The organism is uncultured Kriegella sp., assembly GCF_963975415.1.
In the GTDB taxonomy this organism is placed as follows: domain Bacteria; phylum Bacteroidota; class Bacteroidia; order Flavobacteriales; family Flavobacteriaceae; genus Kriegella.
In genome coordinates this window covers 13,477-37,369 of sequence record NZ_CAXBGN010000015.1, presented here as the reverse complement: position 1 = coordinate 37,369, position 23,893 = coordinate 13,477, and the positions used below count along the sequence as shown (strand labels likewise).

General features: G+C 38.5%; 16 protein-coding genes. 3 read left to right on the top strand and 13 right to left on the bottom strand.

Annotation, left to right across the window (positions count from 1 at the left end):
• The 4 genes from AACZ88_RS21820 to AACZ88_RS21805 all read right to left on the bottom strand — a co-directional run bounded on the left by AACZ88_RS21820 (window position 1) and on the right by AACZ88_RS21805 (window position 9,322).
• Window positions 1-1,608: a hypothetical protein gene (locus AACZ88_RS21820; protein WP_339715217.1), complete on the bottom strand. Its 1,608-nt coding sequence runs from the start codon at window positions 1,606-1,608 to the stop codon at window positions 1-3.
• Window positions 1,609-1,619: 11 nt separating this feature from the next.
• Complete coding sequence (locus AACZ88_RS21815) at window positions 1,620-3,134, bottom strand: RagB/SusD family nutrient uptake outer membrane protein (RefSeq protein WP_339715214.1); 1,515 nt, start codon at window positions 3,132-3,134, stop codon at window positions 1,620-1,622.
• Window positions 3,135-3,149: 15 nt separating this feature from the next.
• Window positions 3,150-6,278, bottom strand: coding sequence for a TonB-dependent receptor (locus tag AACZ88_RS21810; protein WP_339715211.1), 3,129 nt, complete (start codon window positions 6,276-6,278; stop codon window positions 3,150-3,152).
• Window positions 6,279-6,517: 239 nt separating this feature from the next.
• On the bottom strand, window positions 6,518-9,322 hold the full coding sequence (locus AACZ88_RS21805; RefSeq protein ID WP_339715208.1) for a triple tyrosine motif-containing protein: 2,805 nt from the start codon (window positions 9,320-9,322) through the stop codon (window positions 6,518-6,520).
• A gap of 196 nt (window positions 9,323-9,518) precedes the next feature.
• Between AACZ88_RS21805 and AACZ88_RS21800 the strand changes: the two genes are divergently transcribed.
• On the top strand, window positions 9,519-10,031 hold the full coding sequence (locus AACZ88_RS21800; protein WP_339715205.1) for a TlpA disulfide reductase family protein: 513 nt from the start codon (window positions 9,519-9,521) through the stop codon (window positions 10,029-10,031).
• Window positions 10,032-11,279, top strand: a complete 1,248-nt coding sequence (locus tag AACZ88_RS21795; RefSeq protein WP_339715202.1) for a hypothetical protein — start codon at window positions 10,032-10,034, stop codon at window positions 11,277-11,279. It abuts the gene before it with no gap.
• A gap of 77 nt (window positions 11,280-11,356) precedes the next feature.
• On the opposite strand, the gene AACZ88_RS21790 is transcribed toward AACZ88_RS21795, so the two are convergent.
• The 7 genes from AACZ88_RS21790 to AACZ88_RS21760 form a co-directional block, all read right to left on the bottom strand.
• On the bottom strand, window positions 11,357-12,814 hold the full coding sequence (locus tag AACZ88_RS21790; protein WP_339715199.1) for a RagB/SusD family nutrient uptake outer membrane protein: 1,458 nt from the start codon (window positions 12,812-12,814) through the stop codon (window positions 11,357-11,359).
• Between the two features lie 11 nt (window positions 12,815-12,825).
• On the bottom strand, window positions 12,826-15,975 hold the full coding sequence (locus AACZ88_RS21785; protein WP_339715196.1) for a TonB-dependent receptor: 3,150 nt from the start codon (window positions 15,973-15,975) through the stop codon (window positions 12,826-12,828).
• Window positions 15,976-16,243: 268 nt separating this feature from the next.
• Window positions 16,244-16,615, bottom strand: coding sequence for a hypothetical protein (locus tag AACZ88_RS21780; RefSeq protein ID WP_339715193.1), 372 nt, complete (start codon window positions 16,613-16,615; stop codon window positions 16,244-16,246).
• A gap of 189 nt (window positions 16,616-16,804) precedes the next feature.
• Complete coding sequence (locus AACZ88_RS21775) at window positions 16,805-17,488, bottom strand: HupE/UreJ family protein (protein WP_339715190.1); 684 nt, start codon at window positions 17,486-17,488, stop codon at window positions 16,805-16,807.
• Window positions 17,489-18,664 carry a DUF4198 domain-containing protein gene (locus tag AACZ88_RS21770; RefSeq protein WP_339715187.1) on the bottom strand — a complete coding sequence of 392 codons (1,176 nt, stop codon included), beginning with the start codon at window positions 18,662-18,664 and terminating at the stop codon, window positions 17,489-17,491.
• Window positions 18,665-19,131: 467 nt separating this feature from the next.
• Entirely contained in the window at window positions 19,132-19,791 is a 660-nt protein-coding gene (locus AACZ88_RS21765) for a hypothetical protein (RefSeq protein WP_339715184.1), read from the bottom strand.
• A 19-nt stretch (window positions 19,792-19,810) separates the two neighbouring features.
• Window positions 19,811-20,212: a BfmA/BtgA family mobilization protein gene (locus AACZ88_RS21760; RefSeq protein WP_339715181.1), complete on the bottom strand. Its 402-nt coding sequence runs from the start codon at window positions 20,210-20,212 to the stop codon at window positions 19,811-19,813.
• A gap of 815 nt (window positions 20,213-21,027) precedes the next feature.
• Here AACZ88_RS21760 and AACZ88_RS21755 point away from each other — a divergent pair.
• Entirely contained in the window at window positions 21,028-21,735 is a 708-nt protein-coding gene (locus AACZ88_RS21755) for a sulfite exporter TauE/SafE family protein (protein ID WP_339715178.1), read from the top strand.
• On the opposite strand, the gene AACZ88_RS21750 is transcribed toward AACZ88_RS21755, so the two are convergent.
• Window positions 21,732-22,826: a hypothetical protein gene (locus AACZ88_RS21750; RefSeq protein ID WP_339715175.1), complete on the bottom strand. Its 1,095-nt coding sequence runs from the start codon at window positions 22,824-22,826 to the stop codon at window positions 21,732-21,734. The two genes, AACZ88_RS21755 and AACZ88_RS21750, sit on opposite strands and share 4 nt — an antisense overlap.
• Window position 22,827: 1 nt before the next feature.
• Window positions 22,828-23,889, bottom strand: a complete 1,062-nt coding sequence (gene hypE / locus AACZ88_RS21745) for a hydrogenase expression/formation protein HypE (protein WP_339715172.1) — start codon at window positions 23,887-23,889, stop codon at window positions 22,828-22,830.
• Between the last annotated feature and the right edge of the window lie 4 nt (window positions 23,890-23,893).

Sequence of the window (23,893 nt, the reverse complement as noted above, 5' to 3'; positions counted from 1 at the left end):
TTAATTGGTCAACTGAATATTATCAAAGTAGTAGGTAGTTCCAGTCCCGCTATTATTAAAATTGGGAAAAAGAACAACTTTATCATAAGAATTTGAAGTACTAAAATCACCGTATGTTGTTAAATCAAAGGTCAGTGTTTCCCATTGATTAGCTACAGTTGTGTTTACCACTACCTCTACAATAACAGAAGGATTACCATTAGCGTCTGGCGGCGAAGTCGAGTCTTCCATTTTGTATAAAATTGGTGTTCCTGCCGTCGGAGACCAAACATCAACGGTTACGGTCGTACCATTCGTAAAGTCTGCTGCTCCATCTAAAGAAATTCCTGCGCCTGCCCAAACCTGGGCTCCAGAAGTTTTTTCGATTTCGAAGACTTTATCTGAAGTATTACTGCCTGAAGCATCTGGATTATCTACTATCGCTGCGGGAATTGGTTCAAAACTTGGACCTCCAAAACTCCAGATTCCATAATCCAAGGTTGCCGATTCAAACCCTAAAGGAATCATTGGTCCAATAGCTCCTGAACTCTGTTCAATATTATCAATATAAAACGTCCAATCTGCACTACCATCCCCAACAGTTCCAATATCAAAAAACATTACTAGCTTTTGATAGGTTTGGTTTACATCAATGGTACTAAAATCAAATACAACTTCTTCCCAAGCACCATTACCTTCTGTTGTCGCTTCAACTTCAATATTTATATTGGCATCAGCAAGGTTTTCTAATTTTAATAATACTTTACCTCCAGCTCTTGGAGACCAAACATCCATTGATATAACCTTTTTCGTTGAAAAGTCTATCGGGCTTGAAAGGGTAATAACATTACCTGCCCATACTTCTGGGCCACCTTTAATAATTTGCCCAACTGTAGCAGAAGTATTTCCACTAACATCAGGGTTATCTATGACTGCATTTGAAGCCCCACCAAAACCTTGAAACGTATTGACATCAAATATTTCAAAATCAATGGGCAAAACTGTTGGTTTTTCTATAGTTATGTCTTGGGTTCCCTCAATGGTTTCTGCTCCTCCACTTAGTGCTACAACTTTTATCATGTAGTCGCCCACACTTGGATACTCAAAACTAACCGTTTCATTTAAAGCTAATGGTGTAGGCTCTTCATCTACATTCGCAGTATCAAAATATACCAAAAAAGAAGCTGCATACTGGGCAGTCGCCGACACGTTAATAACAAAAGGGTTAGCACTATCAATTTCTGCCGTAATCTCCAAATTTTCTGGCGCCTTGAACGATACTTCCAAGGGCACTGTGGCCTCGGAAGTTTTACCTCCCAAACCAGTCGCCACGATTCGTATACTATACGAACCTTCACCATAGGTATGTGTGGCACTTTCGCCTTGTGCAACTACTTCGGGCTCTGTAGTATTATCGCCATAATAGATGCTATATGACGAAGCTCCCTCACTATTTGGGGTTATTGTAACGAATCCGGTGTTGTCTTGGGTGACATCGAAAAACGCAGAAACATTTGTCGGGGCTACAGAAGCGTCTAAAAAATCTACATTATTAAAGTCATTGTCCTCACAACTCCAAACGACAGCCAGAAGAACAATAGCATTTAAAATATATCTTATTGTTTTCATATTTAAATTTTTTAGTTATAATTTGGATTTTGTTCCAGTATAGTATTTTCAAATTCTTTAAAAGGAATTGGAAAAATCTCATGAGTTCCAGCAACAAAACCTCTATCGGCCAATACTGTAGCCGCCCGCCCCGTTCGAACCAAATCGAACCAACGGTGACCTTCTCCTACCAATTCAAGTCTGCGTTCATCCATAACAGCATCCATGGAAACTGGTACAGATGGTAAACCGACTCTTGCCCTGACAGCATCCAATAATGCTTGCGCTCTTGTGCCAGTTGCCCCGAGAGCTTCTGCTTCCATTAAATAAGTGTCTGCCAGTCTTATGATATAAGAATTTTGTCTATAGTTTAATTCCGTATTACCTGCTAACGTTGATTTTTCTGCATTGGTCGGCATAAATTTTCTTAGAAAATACCCAGTGTCTTGGTAGCCTGCGATATAATCTGCTTCACCGGCATCTTTTAAAGCTTTCATGTCAAACACAGTCGCATTAAATCTTGGGTCATCTTTGATAAAATCGTACAAATCTTGGGTAATAGGATTAAAGCTCCAACCAGCTGCAAAGTCAGGTGCGGAATCACTTAGTTTAGAATACGTTCTTGGGCCAACCATCTGGTTATAGGAATTTCCTTCATCAGAACCTTGCCCCCAATTATCCCACCCTGTAAGACTTTCATTCGTATGTGGCACTTCGATAATTGATTCTGAATTGAACTTATTACTAATGCCCCATAAATCGTCAAAATTGTCTAATAATTTGTTACCGTACTGATTCACTTCCCCCGGTGTGCCGTTGACTTCAGCTAATTGAGCTGCCGCCAAATCATTTTTACCTTCATACAGGTACACTTTTCCTAAAAGGGCTTGAGCGGCTCCCTTGGTAAGCCTACCTGTTTCGGAAGCAGCAGTTATAGTTTCTGGCAATACAGCTATTGCTTCTAAAAGATCCGTTTCTATGAGTGCGTAAACATCGGCTGGATTTGCTTGAGGTATGTTAAAAATTTCAGCTTGTTCTATGGGTTCTGTCAACAATGGAATGTTCTTGAACATTCGTACCAAATTAAAATAGTAAAGTGCTCGTAACGCCTTTGCCTCGGCGCTAAATCTACTAATTAAACTTGCATCCATTGGAACATCAGGTAATTCTAAGAGCAATATATTGGCCCTAAAAATTCCTTGATAATGATCACTCCAATACGATTGCGGCATTGAGATGGAATTCATATTATATGACGAAAAATCTTGAAGCCCTTGACCATCACTTGCGTTTCCACCACCGGCAAAATGATCATCTGAGCCTGAATTCATCATGGCTACCAAATTATCAAACCCGCCCGTATTTTTCTGAAGCCGATCATAAGTGGCTATCAGCCCGGTATAGGCCTGTTCTTCGTTTTCATAATAGTTATTTGTCAGAAACTTGCCTTTAGGCTCAACCTCTAAAAAGTCATCAGAACACGATGTGATCGCACCTAAAATCAAAGCGCTTATGCCAAAAATGTAAGTATGTTTTATAAATTTCATGTTTTTCATTTTTTATTAAAACTGTAAGTTAATACCAACCATATAGGATTTTGCTTGCGGATAATATCCCCTATCAATACCTAAAATGTCTCCACCAATTTCTGGGTCATAGCCGGTATATTTCGTAAAAGTCAACAAATTTTCACCAGTGATGTAAAGTCTCAACTTTTGGGCACCTATCTTGCCAACAACATCAGAAGGCAACGAGTATCCTAGTTGAACAGTTTTGAGTCTTACATAATTTCCGTCTTCTAAATAAAAGTCTGAAGCTCTGGAGAAATTACCATTGCTATCATTATCAGTCAATCTTGGAAAGTCATTTGAAGTTCCTTCCCCAGTCCATCTGCTCAGGGCAACAGTGGAATAATTGGCCGTAGGAATGTCAAGCCTGCGCAAACCTTGGAAAATTTTGTTGCCTGCCGAACCTTGCCAGAATACCATTGCATCAAACCCTTTGTAGTCTGCATTTAATGTCAATCCGAAGGTGTATTTTGGAATACCGCTACCAATAAATGTTTTATCGTCATCTGTGATAGTTCCATCTTCGTTTTCATCAACCCATTTAATATCTCCGGGGCTTGCATTGGGCTGGACAAGACCTCCTGAAGAATTCGTATAAGCGTCTATTTCTGCTTGGTTTTGGAAAATTCCATCAGTTTTGAATCCATAAAATGCATTATACGATTGGCCGACCTGGGTTCTGGTAATTGGGCCCATAGACTGAAACGATGCTGTTTCATCTGTGATAAATTCCTTATCATTTCCTAAAAAGGTTACTTCATTTTTTAGATAAGACACATTACCGCTTGCCCGAAAATTCACTTCCCCAAAAGGTTTACTATAACCCAGTTCCAATTCAAGACCCGAATTTTCCATATCGGCAACATTTGCCAACGGGTTTTCTATAGCGCCAACATATCCAGGAATTTCGGAACGTTGTAAAATACCGGTAGTTGTTTTTTTGAAATAATCGAATGTCACACTTAAATCATTAAGTAACCTGGCTTCAAAACCAACATTCAACTGTGCAGTTTCCTCCCACCGTAAGTCTGGGTTATCTGGTGCGTCTGGACTATAACCGATCACTACAGTGTCATCGGAACCATTGGTATAATTACTACCGCCACTTATAGTTGCCAAATACCCAAAATCAGGAATTGCGTCATTACCTACCACGCCATAACCGCCCCTGATTTTAAGTTCATCAATGATTTTGTTTTCTGACCAGAAATCTTCTCTATAAACATTCCATCCTAATGAAAAAGAAGGAAAAAAACCATAACGATTATTCGGCCCAAACCTGGAAGAACCATCACGGCGAATAATTCCTGTGAAGATGTATTTTTCATCAAAATTGTAGTTTAATCTAGAAAATAAAGAGGACACTTTATGATAATCACCAGTTTCTGCATCAGTTGTTTTTTGATCTGCCGGGATATCGAAATTAAATGAGGCATCTTCACGATTATCGACTGGCAAATCTGTATAGGTAACCGTAACCTTACTATTAATATTATCTACATAAACTCCTTGACCTAATAAAACCGTAATGTCATGCTTACCAATTGCTTTGTTATACGAAAGCGTATTTTCAATATTCCAACCAAAACCTTTCTCCCTACTTCTGTAAATGCTATTTAATTCCCTGGAATTATTTGCGTTTAAATAATAGGAGGGCGTAAATTCTTCATCTCCCCAATAAGATAATTTCATTCCACCGGAAGTTTTAAATACTAAACCTTCCTTAGGTTTTACTTCTAAATAGGCATTACCAACAAAATCATCCGACCAACCATAATTCCCTAATCTTGTTTGTTCGTATGCTAGCGGATTCGTCATTTCTTGTGCAACTATTTCAGAAATTCCATAAGGATTTCCATTAGCATCTCTAAAGACAGGCCCATTACTATCGTTATACGGCGATCGATTTGCGATGTTAGGATCTGTTATCACTGCAGGTGTTATAGGATCCAAATTTATCGCCGAACTCAGGGGACCCCCAAACTCACTATTTGTATTTCCTAAACCAATAGTTTTTTTATGGGCGTACCCAAATGTTTGACCTACCTTGAATACTTCAGATATTTTGTGGGTCGAGTTCAACCTGAAATTCTTTCTGTTGAAATTTGAAATATTGGTCGATACAATACCTTCTTGGTCCATATACCCAAAAGAGGCATAAAATGTTGACACATCGTTACCAGCACTAAGACTTACTTCATGAGAGGTACGGATAGCCGAATTATTGAAAATTAAATCTTGCCAATCTGTTCCACTACCCAATGCGGCCAAATTCGGATAAACCACAGATCCGCCGGCAGCAACAGATTTTTCGTTCATTATACCCCCATATTCTGCAGCATTCAATAAGGATAATTTATTGGCGGGACCCGATACACCGGTAAAGCCGGTATAATTAACATTCATTCTTCCTGAACTTCCGGTTTTTGTGGTTATTAAAAGTACTCCTGAAGCAGCACGAGCTCCATAAATTGCCAAGGAAGCTGCATCTTTTAAAACTTCTATCGATTTAATATCTGACTGATTTAAGTATCCAATCCCCCCAGAATCTACTATAACGCCATCAACAACCCAAAGCGGGTTGTTTCCACCAGAAGTTGTATTAAAAGTAGTAATACCCCTAACCCTAACTGTAGAAGCATCACCAGGTTGACCAGAGTTTGAGGCAATTACTACACCCGATACTCTACCTTGAAGTGCTTGCTCAACTCTTGGTATTGGTAAACTTTCAAGATCTGATGCTTTTACACTTGAAATGGCACCGGTTACCACACTCTTCTTTTGTGTACCATAACCGACGACGACGACTTCGTCCAACGCACTTACGTCTTCCTTCAATAAAACGGTAAGTTGCTCCGAATTTTGAATGGTTATTTCTTGGTCGACAAATCCTATATAGGAGAAAACAAGAACATCACCAGCGGAAAGACCGGTCATGGTAAAGTAACCATCAAAGTCGGTAGTGGTACCTATTGTCGTATTTTTTAACACTATACTTACCCCAGGTAATGGCAGTGCTTCGTCAAAACTGGCATCGTTAACTACTCCGCTAACAGTAAGGTCTTGACTCCATAATGTTGGTATGCAACATAAAGTAATTAGAAAAATAAAAGTGTTCTTCATCTGTAGTTTATTTTGATGTCACAATGTATTTCTTAGTCGGTCGTAATCCAACAAGTACACCCCAACAAAAAATATACATTCTTAAAAAAAATGTATAAAAAAATAGGAAATCATTGTTAAAGGCATAAAATATTATGGGTTTGACAATCTTCCCCGGTGTGCTAAAGCATTAACAAAAGATTATGAAAACACGCTTTGTATGGGTAATGTTGTAGTCTAAATAGATTTTGTTGTACCCTTTAGAGGTTTAAAATGTAATCGGTAAGGTTATTTTCGTGCGGCAATGCCATTTTTTTACGAAGCCGATATCGTTTTACCTCTACACTGCGGCTAGAAATATTGAGTAGCGGAGCTATTTCTTTGGAAGATAGATTAAGCCTTAAATAAGCACATAAGCGCAAATCGTTGGGAGTTAGTTCGGGATGCAATGTTTTGACTTTCTTTAAAAAGTCTTTGTCAGCGTTGTTAAAAGCCTCTTCAAAGAGTTTCCAGTCGTCGGCGTTGTTAATGTTTCGATCTATTGTCTGAATAACCGATTTTATTTTCGGATCATTGCTGCTCTCCTTTAATTGATCCTTGATTGCATTTAAAAACTCATTCTTTTTAATAAGACTCATGGTAGATACAGCCAGTTCCCTATTCTTACTATCTATCTCACTTTGCAGTTTTTCATTCTTAATCTGAATTATTTTCTTTTGCGTCTTTAGCTTTTTACGCTTGAGCCTTTTTCTGTTTTCCTTCACCAACAAATCTTGTTGTTTCTTATAATATCTCTTATACAATTTATGAATCAGGGCCGTTATTAAGGCTATAGAGACAACATAGACAAAAATTGCCCAATTGGATATATACCAGGGTCTTGCAATTGCAAATTCAAACGAAGCTGTATTATTGGTGAGAATATTTCCTGCCTTTGCCCGTACCTTAAATATATAATCGCCATAGGGTAAATTTTTGAACGATACTTCAGGTATCGTTGACCAATTGCTCCATTCATCATAAATTCCATCCAATCGGTATTGATAATATACCTCGGTGAATTTATCGAACTCGGGAACGCTGAAACCGAAGTTCAAATTGTTCTCTGAATAGTTGAACTCGTGATTCCCATCGACTGTTGCCGCTATTTTCGGAGCATCATAAAACTCCTTCGAGACCGAATGTATTGAGATATGATATTCCTGCGTCTTTAATTTCTTCAAATTCAGGGTAACATACCCGTTAGAAATACCTATGAGGTATAATTCGTCTTTCAAATGGGTTATAGATTCAAACCCAGATACTCCCATACTATTTCTGAAAGATTTTGGTATCGGAATTCTATTTGCCACTAGTTCGTTATTGAACTTTCCGGGTGCCAGATATATAATATTGATATCGGTAAATCCCCAAAGTTTTCCCGTATCATCATTCGGGGTAAGCACCCCTATAATATGCTCATCAGCACGAAAAAGCTTATCGGTTAAAAGAGGGTCGGCAATGAAGTCTTGCTTTTCATTGTCGAATTTAAAAGCTCCATTGACTGTTGAATATACTATTTCACCATTAAACTTGATCAAACTCGATCCCGTGCCTTTAGAATCTTTCTTTTTAACGGTCAAAACTTTCTTAAATTCACTATCTACATTTAAAATGAAAATGCCTTTATATTCATGGTTTACCAGAATATGTTGCCTGTCTACAAACTCGAAAAACCTACTAGAGCTATCAAAACCTTCTATTTTATTGCGAAATCGCCATTCGCCGTCTGCTCGCTCAAGAATACTCAACCCCTTATAGTTTCCTTGGAGCAATAAATTATTATCAGATTCAAGCTGCTTAATATCCCATGTTCCGGGCAGGTCGGAAATTTGCGCTGCCACATCTTCATTTATAACAAAAGTTCCAGAATTGTGTCCACAAAAAAGTGTACCGTCAATTTGCTTTAACACCCATACCTGCCCTTCAGTATGCTTAACAAGTCGATAAACACTTTCTTCATTTTCTCTTTTGACGAACAGGCCCTGATTTGTACCTAAATACTTAAAGCCATTGAACAAAATAGACGCGTAAACAACTCCTATTCTTCCAACTTGATCAATATACTCTTCGAATGGCGAGTCTAAGTTTATAACACTAATTCCATTGTCTAAACCTAGCCAAAGATTATGGTCGATGTCTTGAAAAAGGGATAAGACCGTATTATTGTTCAATCCTTTTTCTTGATTGATATGGGCCGTAATATTTCCGTTTTTGTCAATATGATAAATTCCGTTCGAAATTGTTCCTAACACAAATGAACCATCGTTTAATTGAATACTGCTATATATTTTTACCGATGCCAGCGCATCGTCTGCCGAAATATTCCATCTGCGAAGACCATTGGCGTCCAAAAAATAAAACTCCCCTTGTTCGGTTACTATTAAAGTGCTTTCCTGGTTAGAAAAAGCCCCAACTACAATATCATTCTTCAAGATGGAATTATCAGAGACCAATACAGACTTCCCATTTTCAATAGTAAAAACCCCTTCGTTGATTTTTTGAAAGTAAATACTGTTTCCAACCTTGAGAATCTCGGTCCGCGTGGTTTTGGCATCGAGCATTTCAAAAGATTCATCTATGGTATTGTAAATGTATATGCGATCTAAAGATTGAAATACCACCCAATCCTTAAATTCCGATATATTCCAAAAATGCTCATCCTCTACAAGTGGACTCTCAAGTTTTGAGGATACGGAGGAGTATGCCAAATTACCGAATTCGTCCTTTTCCCAAAATCCGAATTCCATATAACTACCTGTATAGATACGTGCGCCTATTACCTTAACACATCTCAGGTAGGTTCCATTGGGTGAAGGGTGCAATTTCCAATTCGTTCCATTAAACTCAAGTAGGCCACTATTATTAGCCACATAAATGTGTTTGTCATCGGATTGGGAAACCGACCAATTTTGGTTTCCTGCTCCGTAATCTATCGGATTATAATTTTGGATAGGAGGTAATTCTTGGGAAAGAAGCCCGATTGAAAGAAAAAGAAATAACAGATTAAAAGGTTTCCAGACCATTCATATCTAATTGTATACTACTAATACTAAATATAGTGTTTATAATATTATTTACAGATTTAGGCTCAATATAGTTGGCAATAGCCAATTAAAGAAATCTTTCTCATTATTGACACCCCCCCACGTAACACGTGGCTATTTTAGTCATTTAGTAGGCTGAATTTACTATTTTTGGCATAAGGGTAACAAAGATACTATGCGCGTATTAATTAGTGTCATAATTATATTATTCTGGTTGTCATCTTCATGCAAACAGGTAGAAAAAAGACCTTCTGAATCGACCATTCGAAGCGATTCGGTTAACTTAGAAGCCGTCGAGATTCCTCTCTATGAAGACTTAAATGGCAACCCCATTTCTTTGAACAAATATAAGGGCAAGAAGATACTGCTTAACTTTTGGGCCACATGGTGTAGGCCATGTATACAAGAAATGTCGTCTTTAAAACGTTCTGAGTCATTTTTGAAGCAGGAAAATTATTTACTACTTTTGGCTTCGGATCAATCTGCAAAAGAAATTGAGGCATTTAAAGCCGAAACTGATTATAACCTTAATTTCATAAGGTATACAGGAACTTTTTCACAATTAAAAATATACGCTCTCCCCACCACTTTTGTTTTTAACGAAAAAGGAGAAAAGATAGCTGAGATAAACGGAGCATCGGATTGGGACTCCCCTGGGATGATGCATAAACTTAAGAATTTTGAGTAAATGAATAAAATCAAATACCTATATGTTCTGGTGTTGTTTATCTTATTGGTTTCATGCAATTCCAACAAAAAGCAACAAGTAACGGAATATAAGAAGACTGAAATTATTCAATTCATCTCTTTTCCCGGGGGCACGGAAACTCTGTTGCCCCATTTATTCTCTAGTAGAGAAGCAACGATTCTATCTTGGGTTAAAAAATTAAACGACTCCACGACCCAATTTAATTATTCTTATTTGACCGACGAAAAATGGGAACAACCTAAGGAAATTATCACAGGACAAGACTGGTTTGTAAACTGGGCCGATTATCCAATGATTACGGTAAACAACGAAAACGTACTGGCCCACTTCCTCAAAAAATCTTCGCAAGAAACCTTTTCTTATGATATTAAATTAAGCATTTTACCCAAAGGTACTTCACAATGGCAAACCCAATTGCCTTTGCATACCGATAGCACAAAGACCGAACATGGTTTTGTAACCATGTTGCCCTACAAGAAAGACTCGTTTTTTATCACATGGCTGGATGGCAGGAATACAGCGTCGGAAAATGGCCATGCGCATTCAGGTCACGGCGGTGCCATGACCTTAAGGGCAGCAGAGGTTTCTTCGAATGGCACCGTAAGCAACAATGCCCTTTTAGACGGAAAGACATGTAGTTGTTGTCAAACTACCGCAGCCATTACCGACAATGGCCCTATTGTTTTATATCGGGATAGAACGGATAAAGAAATTAGAGATATTGCCATAACGAGACAAGTAAACGGTAAATGGACCACCCCTAAATCTATTTTTGATGATGGATGGGAAATAAATGGTTGTCCCGTTAATGGGCCAAAAGTAGACGTTATAGGCAACAGTGTCGCAGTGGCCTGGTTTACTGCGGCAAACGGGGAACCTAAAGTAAAAGTAACTTTCTCTGAAAACAGTGGCGCCGATTTTACTACCCCTATTTCAGTAAGTAATCGGGATGCCTTGGGAAGAGTAGATATTGTATTGCTTGATGAAGACAATGCCATTGTAAGCTGGATGGAAACTGTAAAAGAATCAACCTACTTAAAAATCATGAAAGTAAATAAATCAGGCACAAAATCAGCGTCTATTAGCGTTAGCGAAATGAGCGGATCTAGAGAAACCGGATTTCCACAAATGGAGCGGATCGGAGATGAGCTATATTTTGCATGGACTTCCCTTGAAAATGATACATCTACTATCAAAACAGCCTATATGCCGCTTGACATTTTTTAGCAATATAAGCCGAACTTGAAGTTAAAAAAGATAGCGGAGTATCTCTCCGCTATCTTTACACATGGCTTTGAAAATTGCTAATACCCCTCGGTCTGTTCCATTTCGGAAGCTTCGATTTCACTCGCTGGAATCGGATATATTGTTTTTGGGGAAGTTGCCGATACGTTTAGATTATTAATATTGACCCCGGTGTTTACATGGTCGGTTTCCGGTCGACCAATGTCGGCACCTGTTCTGATATAGTCATAAACCCCGTGGCCCTCTAAAGCGAGTTCGCGCCTTCTTTCTTGCGCAATGCGTACCTTAAGGTCGAGGCCTGATTCCGTAGCTCTAAAGGTCTCAAAATCGGTAGTTCGTTTGTCAATCAAGGTGTTAAGGTATACTAATGCTTCTGGGTCACCACTGCCGGCGCCATTGGCGCATGCCTCGGCTGCTATCAAATAAATTTCCGAAAGACGTATGACCGGTACATTATGTATACTTAATCCTGATCCGCCTGCTCTATTGATGTATTTTACAAAAGCAGCAGTAGTACCTTCTTTGTCTTCTGTTAACAAGCTCGCCCTTGGGTCGCCTTCATAGGTTTGCAGCAGGTCTACGAAAGTTTGGGTGGCAATGACATCGCCTTGTCCCCCGTCACGAAAATCAAACTGGGCACCAAGGCCATTACTCCCTACGGAATTTTCGCTGTCGATACTCATTTCAAACAGGGATTCGGAGGTGTAGTCATTAAACACATAGGAATCTACACCCATAAGATCCGTTTCCCCTTTAACCGCCAGTACCTCTTTGGCATATAGGAGTGCATTTTCCCAATCTTGTTTATAAAGGTATACCCTTGCCAACAACGCATTAATGCCCGTTTTGGTGATATACTTTGTACTTCCTACAGCCCAAGTATCATCTTTGATAACGCCCAGGCCCGCCTTTAAATCGGATATAATCTGCCCATAAGTATCCTCTAAACTACTACGGTCAACAACAACCTCTGAGGAGGTCAACTTCAATGGCATTCCTTGGGCGTTACCTTGATCCTTAATCCAAGGATAGGCAAATGTTCGTGTCAAATCAAAATACACCATACCTCTAAGCGCGAATGCCTGCGCCTTAATCTGTTGTCTTTCGCTATCATCACCTTCAGCCGTATCTATATTATCGAGAATGAGGTTAAGGTTCCCGATCGCCTTAAAACATTGTAGCCAGAGATTTTCTGCACTTCCATTATTATTGCCACTCTCTTCGTACCTGTATTCGGTCTGTTCATAATCCCTAGGATTATAGATGGTCTTTACAAACCTGAAATCGGCACCCTTTACGGCGGCACGCTTATACAGGATACGTCCTAAATAAGAACCGCTGGAAATTTCATTATAAGCCCCGTTAAGCAGGTTTTGCAGTTTGTCGACCGAGTTCACTACCAAGCTTTCCGAAATTACGTGATCTGGGGTCTGGGTAAGCAGCTCTTCACTACAGGCCTGTTGTGAGAGTAACGCAAAAACCAAAATCACAGATTTTATATACTTTATATACTTCATTTTATAACCGTTTAAAATTTTAATTGTAATCCTATTACTAAGCTTGTAGCCGTAGGCATTTGAAAAAAGTTGACACCGTTGGCTATCGCCTCTGGATCATAATCGTTCAATTCGGTAAATAGTAACAAATTGTCTCCTTGAATATATACCGCCCCACCCTGGATCAATTTGTATTGAGGCAAGTTATAGCTCAACTTGAGATTTCTTAACTTAAGGTAATCTGCGTTGTACAAATGCCTTGTAGATACATCATTGGAAAAAGTTGTGTTTCCATTGATTCTTATCGGCACATTGGAATCTACATTGTTTGGATTCCAAGGATTCAATTGAGCAGTTGTATTGGTGAACTGTGGTGCGAACCCATCATCATCTCTTTTGAATGCGGTTCGATCATACGCTTCACCGCCTACACCAAAAGTAAAAAGGAAGTCTAAACTAAAATCTTTATAACTCAGTTGATTATAGAAACCGCCTTGAATATCTTGCAGCGCCGTACCGAAAATACCAAAACCGGCAATCTCGGCATCGGTAGTCAGTTCACCTGTACGTTCACCATCTTCCAAAATATAATATTCAGCCAAACCCGTGGCACTATTTACCCCTGCATAATCCCTTAAATAAAAAGAGTTTAAGCTTTCCCCGACTTTAATAATCGTGGGATCCTGGCCGTACTGCGAACTATAGCTAGGCACCAAATCTCCCTTTAATTTGGTTATTTCGTTGGAGAGCATCGTAAGGTTTATCTTTGTATTCCAAGAAAAAACTGCAGAGGAAATAGGCGTGTACCCCAAATCCAACTCCCAGCCAGTGTTTTTCATTTCACCGAAGTTCTGTAGTTGACTACTAAATCCGGTAGTTGCGGTAACAGGAATATTCAATAATAAGTCTTGTGTATTTTTTGAGAAGTATTCCAAGGTTAGGTTCAACTTGTCAAAAACGACCGCATCAAACCCTACGTTAAAGTTATTGCTCAACTCCCAAGAAAGGTCTGGGTTGGCCAATTGCCCGTAAGACAGTCCTGATTCCCCGCCATAACCCTTACCATCGGTATTAAAAAATGCCAATGCTGCATAGTACTCCGGGGGTAGGTTGCCATTGGTACCATAACTAGCTCTTAACTTTAAATAATTTAATGATTCGAGGTCGATAAAATCTTCTTCAGTGGCAATCCACCCCCCTGACACAGACCAGAAATCACCCCAGCGTGTATCTTTTCCGAAGCGGGAAGAACCATCTCTTCGATAACTTGCCGATAAATAATATTTTTGATCATAGTTATAGTTGAACCTTGAAAAGTAGGAGAGCAGGGCATAATTTTCGGAATACCCCGACCATGACCACAACGACCCTATACTACTAGACGATAATAACTCACTATCTAAAATATCATAACCAGAATTTCTTATGGATTTCATTTTTGAAACCTGTGACTCAAACCCCAATAGCCCCCCAAAACCATGCTTGTTTATTTGCTTATTATAGGTAAGCAGATTAGAAGAAGTATGTTGAAATACCTCCCCTTGGGAAACGTACAATACCCCATTCCATACACCACCACCTGCACCAAACTCTTTATTGTCATAGAGCGATTCTTCATTGGTTTGGTGGTCAATGCCAAATGTGGTTTTAAACCTTAGGCCTTTGAGCAAGGCAAAATCGGCAAAAACATCGCCCCTCACCCTAAATTCGTTATTTAAATATTGTCCGACCTTAATGACGCCGATAGGGTTGGCGTTTTTCTCAATATCGTTGGGCAGGTCTGCAATACCTTCGTAACCGTTAGCATCATAGATAGGTGCGGCCTGAGGTAAAACACGAGCCATATATAAGGGATTTAATCCGCCAGCATATGAACCATCATATTGCCCTGTGTTACGTTCCGACTTGGCTACCGATAGATTGGCCCCCAAGGTGAGCCAATCCTTGGCTTTATTTTCTAAATTGATTCTACCGGAATACCGCTTATAGTCAGACTCGATAATTGTTCCTTCCTGAGCTAAATAATCTCCTGATATATAGAATTTTGTTTTTTCATTGCCACCCCTTGCCGAAAGACCATACTTTTGATTGGAGCCCGTTCTATAAATGGCATCAAGCCAGTCTGAATTGACATCGGTAGTGCCATAAATAGATTCATAATCGCTCTTTGCCAAGCTTTGATAGTTGGCATATAAATTACTGTCACCATAAACCCTTGTAAATTCCCCATTTTCGTTGTTCTGAATATATTGGTGCAGCTGCCCTTCTTGCCAAAGTTCTTTAAACTGGTGGTTCGTTATGGTTTCTTCTTCGGTCAAATTATGGGTTAGGCCGAATTCTGTGCTAAAAGTGAGTTCGGTTTCTCCATTTTTTCCCTTTTTGGTAGTGATAACAACGACTCCGTTGGCTGCCCTTGAACCATATAATGATGCGGCGGCGGCATCCTTTAGAACGGTAATACTCTCAATATCGGCAGAATTCATCGTAGAAAGGGGGTTTATGTTCGTAACAGCACCATTGCCCCCGATTCTAGAATTATTATCAGAATTTATTACCACTCCATCTAAAACATATAAAGGTTGGGTTAACCCGTTTATAGAGCCAACGCCCCTTATTTGAACATTCGAACTACCACCGGGCTGGCCTGTGGTATACACATTAACTCCTGAAACGTTGCCTTGTAATGCAGTTTCGAAACTTGCCGAGGCGGTCCTTGACAAGGTTTCGTTCGCCACTTTCGCTGCCGAACCGGTGAAACTCCTTTTGTTGGAAGTTCCGTATGCCGTAACAACAACTTCATCTAAACCGGTGGCATCTTCCAATAATGTAATCGTAATGGTGCTCTGTTCGTTTACCGGAACCTCCTGTGTTGTATAGCCCAAGTAAGAAACTACCAAAATAGCATCGGGGGCGACATTCAATAGAAAATTACCATCGAAATCGGTCAAGGTTCCATTGGCAGTTCCCTTTTCCACAATATTAGCCCCTGCAAGGGCCTCTCCTGATTCGCCGAGTATAATCCCATTTAGGCTATGTTGCTGAATAATTAAAGTTTTGGTTTCAAGTGTATTTGCACTTGCCTTAAAAAGCGCGAAACCCAGTAGCAATAGTATTATTACCCTGAATTTTAAATATGATGTGAAAGGAGCAATGCTCCCTATACACACGTTAAGAATATTCATGTAAAATTAGTTTTAAGTCAATAGAAACCGTTGGAACAAAATGAAAGTTGCGGCAAATCTTATCTCTTTTTTCAGTATCGGATGTTACGCTGGTTCATATAGCTAACAGGTACTATTAATCGTTAATTAAAAAATAATCTGATCTGATTTAGAACACCAATTAGAACAAGTCTACAAAAAGCTATGATTGTACAGTTTATGCATATAGCATATGCGCCATTCGTATGAAACACTTCATAAATGAAAGTAGTTCTAAAAAATGTAAGTATCAAGAAAATCGTGGAGGATGTAAAATATCGGTAGCAAATAAATTGGAGGTCATATTAGCATACCTTTTGTGATTATTGACTACAAAATCAAAATAGGATAATGATCTATACTGTTCACCCATCCAGTCGATAATCGGTATTTCAAACTTAGAAATTTCACTATTGAACGGATTCTGCTCTTCCTCCCCTGATTCTTCTGCCAATTTTTTGGCCAAATAGCACTTTCCATTACAATTGAGCATTGGTTGTGCCCTATTCTCACATAGATTTTCGACAATGTAGTCATAGTTCAACATATATTCCGCCAAAGGCCAAACGGGCTTTAAAAGCATTATCAGAGCCAGTACTGGAATAAGTTGTTTCAGCATCATACTTGTGGATATCAAATCCAGCCCCTAAAGTTACTTGACCAGAGCATAAACTACAACAAAAAGACTTGAATAATTCACCGAGATATTTGGGGTAAAGTAAAAACCAAATGAAAAACATGATTTGCACAGCGATAGTAAAACCCGACAAAAATATATTCGAAATTCACCTTTAGTCAATAGGGCGCACAACTAGTGGCCGTATAAATAACCATAGATTTGATAGATGAACAGCCCTATTCCTGCAATTACCAAATAATAGTTTGCAGCCTTATAAAAAGCATCATAGCTTTTCTTAGACTGCCATTTAGTGATAATGAATACAATAGGTATCAATGCCAAGATTTGGCCCAGTTCAACGCCAACATTGAAACTAATTATTTTTGCCAGGAACTGTACGGTTCCGACTTCAAAAGACTGCAATCTGGTAGATAGCCCAAAGCCATGAATCAAACCAAAAATAAAAACCATCAATAATAAATTCGGCGATTTTATCTTTAAGTGTTTTTCAAATCCCCCTAAATTTTCAAATCCTTTATATAAGACACTTAGGGCAATTACGGCATCGATCAAATGTTCATTTGCAGCAATGCCCAAATAAGTCGCTCCGATTAAAGTAATACTGTGCCCTACCGTAAATACGGTAATAAAACGTACAATGTCCTTAAATCCGCTTAAATAAAAGATGACACCCGCCAAAAACAGCAAATGGTCGTATCCTGTAACCATATGTTTGGCCCCAACGTATATGTATGACAACAGTCCCCCATTATTCAAAACCTCCTGATCTGAAGAACTGACCCCATGTGCGGCAAGCAAAAGCGGACAAACGAAAAATACGGAAGTTACGAGAAGTCTTAATTTTGATCGATCCATTTAACGCTTCCGATTAAACCAAAAAAACAATCCTAATAGCAGTATAAGACTGCCGATCCAATATACATATGAAGAAATTCCTTCTTCGTGGTCATCGACGTGAGTATGGGTAGTCTCATCATGCCCATGTACCACTTCAAAGGTCAGGGTAGCCCAGTTCGATTCATGGGTCAATTCAGGTTCTTCAGATTGCACAAGGTTAATGGTTCGTAAATACCAGATTCCATCAGCGGTGAGTTTTACAGTTAAATTTCCATTGTCATCTGTTCGAAGTTGTGTGCCCGAAGTGTGCTGATGGTCTTCTTCGGTTTCACCATTTTCATTACTATGGCTATGGCCATGTTCCCCATTGGCACTGTGCCCTTCGCCGTGACTATGGTCATGTTTCCCAACATTATCACCCTCCGAGCTATGACTGTGTCCATGTTCTTCGCTCTTATCATGGTCTTCGCTATGACTATGGGCTTGCTTTGTTTCGTTAGTTTTGTCTTTATTATGGGTATGGCCGTGTTCCTTGGTGTTTTCCTGTTCGTCGTCGTGACTGTGACCATGACCTGTTTCTTTATAATTGGCATACACCAATTGGTTGGCCAATGGTTCCCCATGATAAAGTAACTTGACTTGCAGCTCATCTCCAGTGTGCAAATCATAAGGATTTTTCAGAGGTACAAATTCAATGGGATAGCCCAGAATAGTTTGCCAGTCCTCTGTTTTTTTGTCGCCAACTTGAAAGATGGCTTTAACGTGTTTGGAATATTTTTCAGCTGCATCGACCTCAAGGGCATCATTTTTACGGCGCCAATCCAACATATCAAGTACACCATCATGCTCAAGGTATTTATTGAAATCCGTTGCGGTCATTTCAATAGTTCTAGGAGCAGTTGAAATACCGGCTACACCTGTACCAGATTCCCCCGTTCTGAAACTTAATATGGTTATGCTGTCTTTTTCGCTCCATTGATCCAGATTTATTTTAGCGCGGTTGCCATTGTCCACCAAGCTTGCATCTATCATGCGATCGCGATCAATAACATTTTCACTCTTGTCAAAGGTTCCGTTGAACAATTGAATAGTCGCCGAGGTGTTTGGCTTGAGAAAATAAGTATCAAGCTTAAGGTACATATCATGACTACAGAACAAAACAAAGGCAATCAATGCAAGGAATAATTTTTTCATAAATCTTCTGAATTCAACCTAAGGACTAGACGAACAATAGGCGGGTTACTCCAAAAATAATCAAAAAAAATGAGCCTATGTTCAAGAAAGCAGTTTTGCCGCAGCTAAACACGATATACGCGACAAGCAATCACTCAAAGACACAAGTACATACACTAAAAAGAGGAAGAAACTATGTACCCGGCAGCAGTTCACCTATGTTCCGAAAGTAAGAACAGAGGCATATATTCAGGCATATTATCAAAAATAAAAAAACCCTGAAAATCAGATGATTAACAGGGTTTCTATTTGTACTCGAGGTGGGAGTGCTCTTTTTTTCCAATAGCTTAGTATACATAGGCTTTCAAAAGGGTAATAATTGGAGTGCAACCGAATCTGCCACCTTTAACAATATTTTATGTTTTCTCTCTAATAAATAAAACCAAACCACTACAAATAGAGTTTATTCCGTCATAGTATAAAAAAGACTATAGTGGCTCCTTATAATTTTTATCTCTCATTTGACTCATTCGATTTACATAGCCAGAAATTGGACTTGCCCGCTCAGGTTCTTTTAATTCAAAATTATTTTTTGCAAAAATTTTAGCTATTATTTGCCAATTGTCCGTTTTCCACTTTTTTGATTTTATGTAGGTATAAAATTTTCTCGCTTCAACCTCCTCCCAATTGTTTTTTTTAAAGAAAAGCAAAACTTCTTTTTCATTAAATTTTAGTGGGTGCCGTTTAAAAGAGTTTTCTTTTGTTTTAAGTTTATAAGAAGGTACCATTTTTTGGCCTGGTTCTGGGACGCTGTTGGCCATATTCTGGACCTGCTGTGTACTAAGACTTGTACCAAATATGAACATCTTGATTTTTGAACCGCGAGCTGGATGGTAGGACGGATAGTATTTTAAATACTCCCATTCATCTAAATCTTTGAGGTAATTATGGTACGTAGTTTTTGACTTGATTTTTGCACAATCCATGACAAGTTCTCGATTAATTGTCAAGGTCTTTTTGAAAAACTCACGATTCCACTTTTGAAAGAATGCCAAATAGAGTGTTATGTGTCCTTGTTTAATTCGTTCATCACTATTAAAGCGCTCAAAGACAGCATTCAAGTGTTTTATATAATTTACATTTTCCATATCTCTTGTTCTTACCCCGTTATTCAAATTCATTAGATTTTTCCCAAAGTTTTAGTTCTTCCTCTAAAGTCCTTTGGCTTCTCTTTTTTTCTACGAACATTGGAGATTTATTCTCTTTCTCGTCGGCTGTAAAAAGTGCTTGTAGCATACCTAGTGTAGGTTTGGTTTGCGTCTTTTCAATATCTTTTAGAATAGCTATCACTGCATTTATTCTCTTCAAAATCTGCTTTTCTACTTGAATTAAGTGATTTGGAATTTTATCATTAGGTGAAAGTTGGTGCTTTTCAAAAAACTCAAGCATCTGGTCTAAAGTCATACTATTAGACTCTTTATTTTTAAGAGCAAATGACCTAAACTTTATAGCAATGGAGTTTTTAATCTTGATGTTTGAAAACCCCTCATTTTTAAAACTTTTATCCATTTTTTAATCAAATTTTGATTGATAGTCAGCGGGTTATAGTGTTTTTAATCCACAAAAGGTGCTTTATTATGTTTTTCGAAATGAATAACCGACTGATATTTAGATAATTAACAAACGTAACCTTGCGCCAGCAGGTTACCCTCTTGCTCTTCCATCCCTTCATTTTATTTCAGGGATTCCAAACTTCTTACCTTGTATCGAAAAGCCTATTCAAGAATTCCAATACTATAATTACCATCAAAATAGAAGCCATATAATTTGAGTTAGCATGATGTCAAATAGTTGTCAGAATGGCATTAAACACTTACTTATTATATCTTGAGCGTTTTCCTTTTCTTTTGATATTGAATTCTATGTTGCCATATAATTACCGATTTTATTTATAGCGAAATGATACCGATTGCGATTCAATTCACTTACTTCCCATAGCGCCATCGCCGTTACCTTTTCTGTAACCAACACTAAAATTTTGTGCGAGTAAGAACTTATAAAAGTGAGCGGGCGAACGGTTATGCAGTTCGTCTCGGGCAGAATTTTAAATTTTGTGAAGAAATAGGTTGTGGTATTCTTTTTGCTGGGCGAATGCTGTCGCTTTTTCTGCGACTGGGTTCAAGATAGTGTAGTGAACCGCTTTTCTTGTAATGAGGCCCTTTTTTGGGGAAATGTAAAGGAATGTGGCGGAACGATATTCTAGTATATATAAATTTAGCACCTGACATGTTATTAAAATTCAATTAGATGTATTCGTTTATTTTATCAATAACCTTCTTAAAATTTTTACAATAATTCACTACATTGACTCCGAATTACTACTTATGATTAATTTTTCATTATTCGCTGGTCTAGCTGCCTCTGTCTTACACGTTGTTTCAGGCCCTGACCATTTGGCCGCAGTAACTCCTTTGGCTATTGAAACTAGACGTAAAGTATGGAAAATAGGCTTATTTTGGGGTTTTGGGCATTTAGCTGGAATGCTATTAATTGGGTTGCTATTCCTTTTGTTTAAAGAATATATTCCATTAGAAAAGATATCTGAACATAGCGAGCAGTTGGTTGGATTTGTGTTAATTGCTGTTGGTCTCTGGGCGCTATTTAGCATTTTTTACAAAAGTAAAAATCATAAGCATCCGCATGTTCATGATGGAAATGAACCCTATATTCATGTTCATGAACACAATCATGAAACTAATACATTAGAACATTCTCATACCCATGATAAAAAACTGAAACAAAATTTATGGTCTTCTTTTGGAATAGGCGTACTTCACGGATTAGCTGGAATAGCACATTTTATCCTTTTGCTTCCAGTTTTGGGTTTTGAAAATCGGCTAGACAGTATTCAATATATTATAGGTTTCGGTATAGGAACTGTCTTGGCAATGGCTATTTACACCTATTTATTGGGAAAAATAGCCAGTTTTTCGAAAGGACAAAAGAGTGCATCTATTTTTACAACAGTCCGCATTACAGGTGGACTTTTTGCTATTGTAATAGGTGTTTATTGGTTGCACCTTAGCATCTAAGGTATTAGCTCCGTGATTACCAAACGATGATTTCCAGTATCGGCAATAAATAAAGTGTCTCCTTGAGTAATTATTGAGAACGGCCAATAAATTGCACTATCAGTGCCGTGCATATTACCTTTAAACTCACTACTAGTTATAAAATCTTCACGACCAATTAGGGCATTTGCAGAAGGGTTGTTTTTAGTTGGTATTTCATCAAACTTTAAAATTCTACTGTTACCCGTATCATTTATCAGAATACCATCTTTATAAAAACAAGCATCATATGTCCAATTCATGGTGTTTCCCTCAGGGGCAAGTCTAAACTGATTTTGCCCACATGCATCAAAGTTATCTTGACCAATTATAATATCGGCAGGTTTTAAAAATGCATCTTCATTATTATTCCACACTAAAACGCGATAGAATTGAGTGTCAGCAACTGCCATTTGCCCCTTACCATTAATTTTTACGGAGTACGGCCAAATAGGTTCGTCATTATTATAATCTCTAGTAGTAAATGTAGGTTTGCCTATAACTTTATCTGCAGCAGCATAATTTTCTATAGGAATAGCGTTGTAATACAAAATGCGTCTATTTCCTGTATCAGCTATCCATAAACGTTCTCCATCAGAAAAAACACCATAGGGCCAGTTTAAGGTCTGTGCTGAAGGGTCATTGCCAATACCAGTTACATTGGGTTGATTAGATGCGAAATCTGGCTGCCCCAAAACAACATCTGCTGCTTGTCCGTTTTCTGTTGGTATGGTGTGCCAAATTAATACACGATGATTCCATGCGTCACCAACGACTAGAATTTTACCATCACTCCATATTCCCGAGGGATATTGCAAGGTATTTGCAGTTACATCTCCACCAGAATTTCGTCCTGTTTTTGATACATCTGATTGCCCTAAAACTATATCAGGTTCTTGGTGTTCAGAAGTTGGTATTCCCTTCCATATAAAAACACGATTGCGTCCCGTATCTGAAACAAAAAGAAGATTTTTTGCCACAAAAACTCCTCTTGGGGCCAAAAAAGGCATTTGCTTTGAACCTTTAAAAATACGTGAATTTGTAACCTGTTTGCCGAGGGTTTCGAAGTTCATATTAGCAAATTCTTGGTAATTGTTCTCCTGGCAACATACTTATCACGCGTTTACCACCAATAGCACTTTCCATAATAACTTGTTTTGGATGTTCGGTAACCACGCTCCCAATAATTCTTGCATTTTTTCCATTTTCTTCTTCCTGCAAAGCCGCCAGAACAGCGTCGGCGTTCGAAGCAGAAACAAAAGCAATAAAAAGCCCTTCGTTTGCTACATACAAAGGGTCTAAACCTAATAATTCACAGGCACTTGCAACTTGATCATCGATAGGAAAATCTCTTTGTACTAAGTCAATTCCTATTTCAGAAGATTGAGCGATTTCTTTTAGTACAGTTGCAACTCCTCCACGCGTCGGGTCGGTCAATAGATGAATATTTTCACCAAATTGTTCTATCAAATTTAGAATAGTATGATTCAAATTGGTGGTGTCACTTTTAATTTCTGATTCAAATTCTAAACCTTCACGGACGGACATAATCGTCATGCCATGAGAAGCAACATTTCCACTAATAATTATTTTATCACCTATTGAAATGTTTTTAGCACTTATTTTTGCCTTTGGATGAATTGGACCAACTCCAGAAGTGTTTATAAAAATTTTATCTCCTTTCCCTTTTTCAACCACCTTAGTATCTCCTGTTACGATTTTTACTCCTGCCTTTTCACAAGCGAATTTAATGGCTACTAAAATATCCCAGAACTCCTTTACTGGAAGTCCTTCTTCGATAATAAAACTTAAGGATAAGTATTTGGGTATTGCACCGCACATGGCTAAATCATTAACAGTTCCGTTAACAGCCAGCTCTCCAATATTTCCACCTGGGAAAAATATTGGGGAAACTAAAAAGCTATCCGTAGAAAAAGCCGTTTTACCATTCAACTCTAAAAAGGCACCATCATGACGTTCATCCAAAATATCATTGCTTAGCAACTCGAAAACACCACTATCTAGTAGTTTATTGGTTAATACGCCACCACTTCCATGACCTAGGGTGATGACATCAAAGTCAAGTTTGGGCATGGGGCATTGCAGCTGCATGCGAATTTTGTTGTTTTCCGACATTTAA